Here is a 3,667-nt window from a genome sequence, read left to right as displayed (position 1 = left end):
GATGGTGGCTCTATTTCCGTGAACATGGCTCTATTTTCCCGTGAAGGTGGCTCTATTTTTCCGATAAAGTGGCTCTTTCACGCCGAAATACTCAATTGTTTGTTTAATCGGTGGTGGACAAGAGATCAATACCGGTGAAGCTGGTTTGCCGGAGTGGTTTGATGCAGTACGTCGTAAATTTTCACATTGGAATGTATATGTATCCAATACTTTATCCGATAGTGAATATACACGTGGAACGAACCTAGACGAAATGCTTGAAGGGTTAAAGTATACTTTGATTGATGAATTGCATTTATCAGTATCGTTGCGCTCATTTAGAAGTGAGCGTGTCTCAGAATTTGTAAAAGCTATTTTGAATGTTGATAAAGCTAGAGCCAAAGAATTATTTGAAGAACTGAAAACTAATTATCCAATTGTTCTAACGCGAAATATTACTGAGGCTAAAGATTGGGTTAAAAAAAGTGCCCGTGGGAGCGAGCGTTACGGAATAATCGCTAGTTCAGGTGCTACCCGTTTAAAACCGTTTGGAATATGGATACAAAGCAAAATTGATGCAAAGAATTGGTTCTTAAAAGATAAAGACGATGTTCGGTCATCGTATTTCTTAGAAGATACGGCAACAGAATTTGATATCCAAGGTTTGGAACTCGACTGGACAATTGTTGCTTGGGATGCTAATTTTCGATTCAATGATGGAATTTTTACATACCATAATTTTTCGGGTCGCAAGTGGAATAATATTAAGATTTACGAAAAGATATTGTATTTAAAGAATGCTTATAGGGTTCTGCTCACCCGTGCACGTCAAGGTATGGTTATTTTTGTACCAGAAGGGGATGATAGCGACTTAACGAGAGCAAAAAGTTTTTATGATGGAACTTACAATTATTTAAAAAGCATCGGGATTACGGAATTATGAGCGAGCCAATGTTCATCGGGTCTTCCGCGCTAACGTCAGCACTTAGCCACGATTGAACAAGCTCCAATGAAGTTATGCTTGGCAAGTAACTCTTCAAGACGCTTGAGTTGTAGAATCTTTGAAATCCAGTATTGTTCCCTTATATCAAATTGCTTACAATCAAGGTTATGAAGTATGGGCACAATAATGCAGTTCATCATGTGTTAAGGTGTGATTACCCAATGAACCAATCAAATCAACTCAAAGTCCAAGAAATCCCTATCCCGCCTCATCTCCTGATCGCCCGATCCCTCCCGCGCATCGACTACGGCGATGCCTACCGCGTCCCTTGGCCCCGCGATCTCGATCAAAACATCATCGCCTTTGTTTACCTGCTCTTTACCTCAGCGCCGTCTTGGGTGACAACCCTCACCGTCTGGCGCAACCGCATTGTGAAGCTCTTTGGCATCAAAGTGCCGGAAACAGTGTCAGCCCAAACACCCGACGATTTTTCCTTTGAGCCAGGTACCAAAGCGAGCTTTTTTCGCGTTTACGAACATACACCAGAGGAACTCCTGATCGGCGATGACGATCGCCATCTGAACTTTCGTCTTTCCTTTTCCATTGACCGGCAAGAGAGTGTCACCTATGCTGTTGTCGCCACAGCAGTCCAAATTCACAATGGGCTAGGTCAGGCCTACTTTTTACCGGTGCGGCCCTTTCACCGACTCATGGTGCCGGCCATGATCCGCAGTGCCCTTAAGGTCCATGCAAAGAAAAACAAAAGCAGAACCACGTAAACCGAGCGGCCCCAAGTTGGGCCGTTTTTTCATGACTGCCTGTAATAGCGATGCCCGGCCCTTGACGTAAGAAGAATGTATTCGTCTTGTTTTCCCTCCCTTTCCCAGTTTAGAGACAAGCTATGCTGTTTTAGCTAACGCAAAATGCCCAAAAGCTGACGACATTGCCTGTCCGGAACCTGCTGTATATAATGGCCATAGGAAATACGGAAGGGAAAAAGAAGAGGCACCTCCACAGGTGTACTACCGGCAAGTAGTACGGGAGGTGCCCTTCACTCAAAAACATGATCATCATATCAGAATACGAGCTTGTTGAAAACCCGGAAAAAGGTTTTTTTATATACGGAGCGAGGAGCACTGGAGTTGTCAAATTTGCTTTAGTCCATAAACTCGTAATTTTGGCGCAAGGCATTTTGATACCAGTTACTGGTTATAATGTAACTGGCTCTTATCTACCGACAGGATAGTGCAATGCTGGAGAGCAACACGAGCGGTCGGCAGAGTTCTGCTAAGGATAGCCAGGATGAATTCCTGGTTTTTCTTTTTCTATCCTTAGGAGAACGAAAGCGATAAACTCCGGGGGTTCAGGGGCAGAGCCCCTGATTACATGGCTTGAAGCAGATTGTTTCGATAGTAGTTTGAACGTTTCACCAAGGGTGGATAACCGGCGTTGGGTGTGTAAATCCGCTTTCGATTATAGTAGATTTCAATAAATCGAAACACAATGCTTTTGACGTGCTCCATACTCATCGTCTCTGTTTTGAATTTGTAGATACACTCCTTTTTTAAGGTGGCAAAAAAAGACTCCATTCGCGCATTATCGTAGCATTTCCCCACACTGCTCATACTCTGAATCGCCCCATACCGGGCGAGGGCTTGACGGTACATTCCACTGGTATACTGGCTTCCCCGGTCACTATGGAATATCATCCCTGATGCATTATGCTTTTTCGCACTGACCGTGAAAGCTTCCACACACAATTCGGCTCGCATGTGATTTGCCATTTTAAAGCCGACAATACTTCCATCAAAACAATCCATCACTGCAGCGGTGTACAGTTTTCCGTCGGCAGTAGGGATTTCTGTGATGTCGCCCAACCATTTTTGATTCGGTAGTTCTGCGGTAAAGTCTTGTTTGATCAAATTTGCACTGGCTTGTGCAGTTGGGTCTGCTTTGGTGATTCCCTTCGGATGATATTTTTTCTTGAGCATGAGATGGTACCGCTTACAGAGTGTACGAATGACATAATAACCACCGGCATAACCGTGATAAAGCTTCAAATGGAGATAAATCCGATGGGCTCCGTAATCGGGGTTGTCTGCACGAATTTGATGGATTGTAGCCAAAAGATGATCGTACTTATATGGCTTTGATTGCCGTTGTATCCATTGATAATACCCGGCTTCACTAACCTGTAGCACCATACACATCAACTTGATGCTATGCTTGGTTTTTTCTTTGGTTTTTTGAAGCCAGACCCAATGAAAAAGTTCGCGTGCAGCTATTTCTTTTGGCTCACTGCGAAAAAACCTAAGGCCCGTTTCAGAATATCATTCACGTCTTCCAGCTCTTTGATCTTTTTTTCCATGGCTTTCATGTCGGCTGTTTTTGGGTCAACACGCTTATGGCCGCTACCTACAAAAGCAATTTCACCATATTGTTTGGTTCGCGTCTTCCAGGTGTACAGCGTTGTTTCCGGAATCCCTAATTTTTCTGCTGCTGCTTTATTTCCGATTTCATTGGAAAGCTTGATCGCCTCTTCTTTGAAATCTTTGTCATAGACTCGCATCCTGGTTTTCCTTCTTCCTTTTTATTCCTATTGTTCCCAGAATTACGAGTTTTTTGACTTAACTAAAATAATACTACTCCACACCATACTTGTCCTTGTTGTACGGGACCGTTACGAGTGATCGGCAGCCGGCGGCGCCGGATCATTCAGGAAACGGGAGAAAAACGGGTACTCAT

The 3,667-nt window shown here is 43.8% G+C and carries 4 protein-coding genes; 2 read left to right on the top strand and 2 right to left on the bottom strand.

Annotated elements, in window-relative coordinates; all coding sequences use genetic code 11:
* The first annotated feature begins 94 nt into the window (after positions 1-94).
* Both EDD73_RS14530 and EDD73_RS14525 read left to right on the top strand, forming a co-directional pair.
* Positions 95-922, top strand: coding sequence for a DNA/RNA helicase domain-containing protein (locus EDD73_RS14530; protein WP_320055194.1), 828 nt, complete (start codon positions 95-97; stop codon positions 920-922).
* Positions 923-1,143: 221 nt separating this feature from the next.
* Positions 1,144-1,701: a DUF2867 domain-containing protein gene (locus EDD73_RS14525; protein WP_165876554.1), complete on the top strand. Its 558-nt coding sequence runs from the start codon at positions 1,144-1,146 to the stop codon at positions 1,699-1,701.
* 603 nt (positions 1,702-2,304) lie between these two features.
* Here EDD73_RS14525 and EDD73_RS14520 read toward each other — a convergent pair.
* Positions 2,305-3,207, bottom strand: coding sequence for an IS3 family transposase (locus EDD73_RS14520; RefSeq protein WP_264672949.1), 903 nt, complete (start codon positions 3,205-3,207; stop codon positions 2,305-2,307).
* Positions 3,204-3,491, bottom strand: coding sequence for a transposase (locus EDD73_RS14515; protein ID WP_131921156.1), 288 nt, complete (start codon positions 3,489-3,491; stop codon positions 3,204-3,206). Before EDD73_RS14515 ends, EDD73_RS14520 begins: the two co-directional genes overlap by 4 nt.
* Between the last annotated feature and the right edge of the window lie 176 nt (positions 3,492-3,667).

The sequence above is a fragment of the Heliophilum fasciatum genome (genome assembly GCF_004341395.1).
Taxonomy (GTDB): Bacteria; Bacillota; Desulfitobacteriia; order Heliobacteriales; family Heliobacteriaceae; genus Heliophilum; species Heliophilum fasciatum.
This window is presented reverse-complemented; position numbering and strand designations above follow the sequence as displayed.

What these genes read in the sequence shown, in the direction of transcription:
- EDD73_RS14525 (WP_165876554.1), top strand. Translation starts at nt 1,144, where the DNA reads ATGAACCAATCAAATCAACTCAAAGTCCAAGAAATCCCTATCCCGCCT.
- EDD73_RS14515 (WP_131921156.1), bottom strand. Translation starts at nt 3,491, where the DNA reads ATGCGAGTCTATGACAAAGATTTCAAAGAAGAGGCGATCAAGCTTTCC.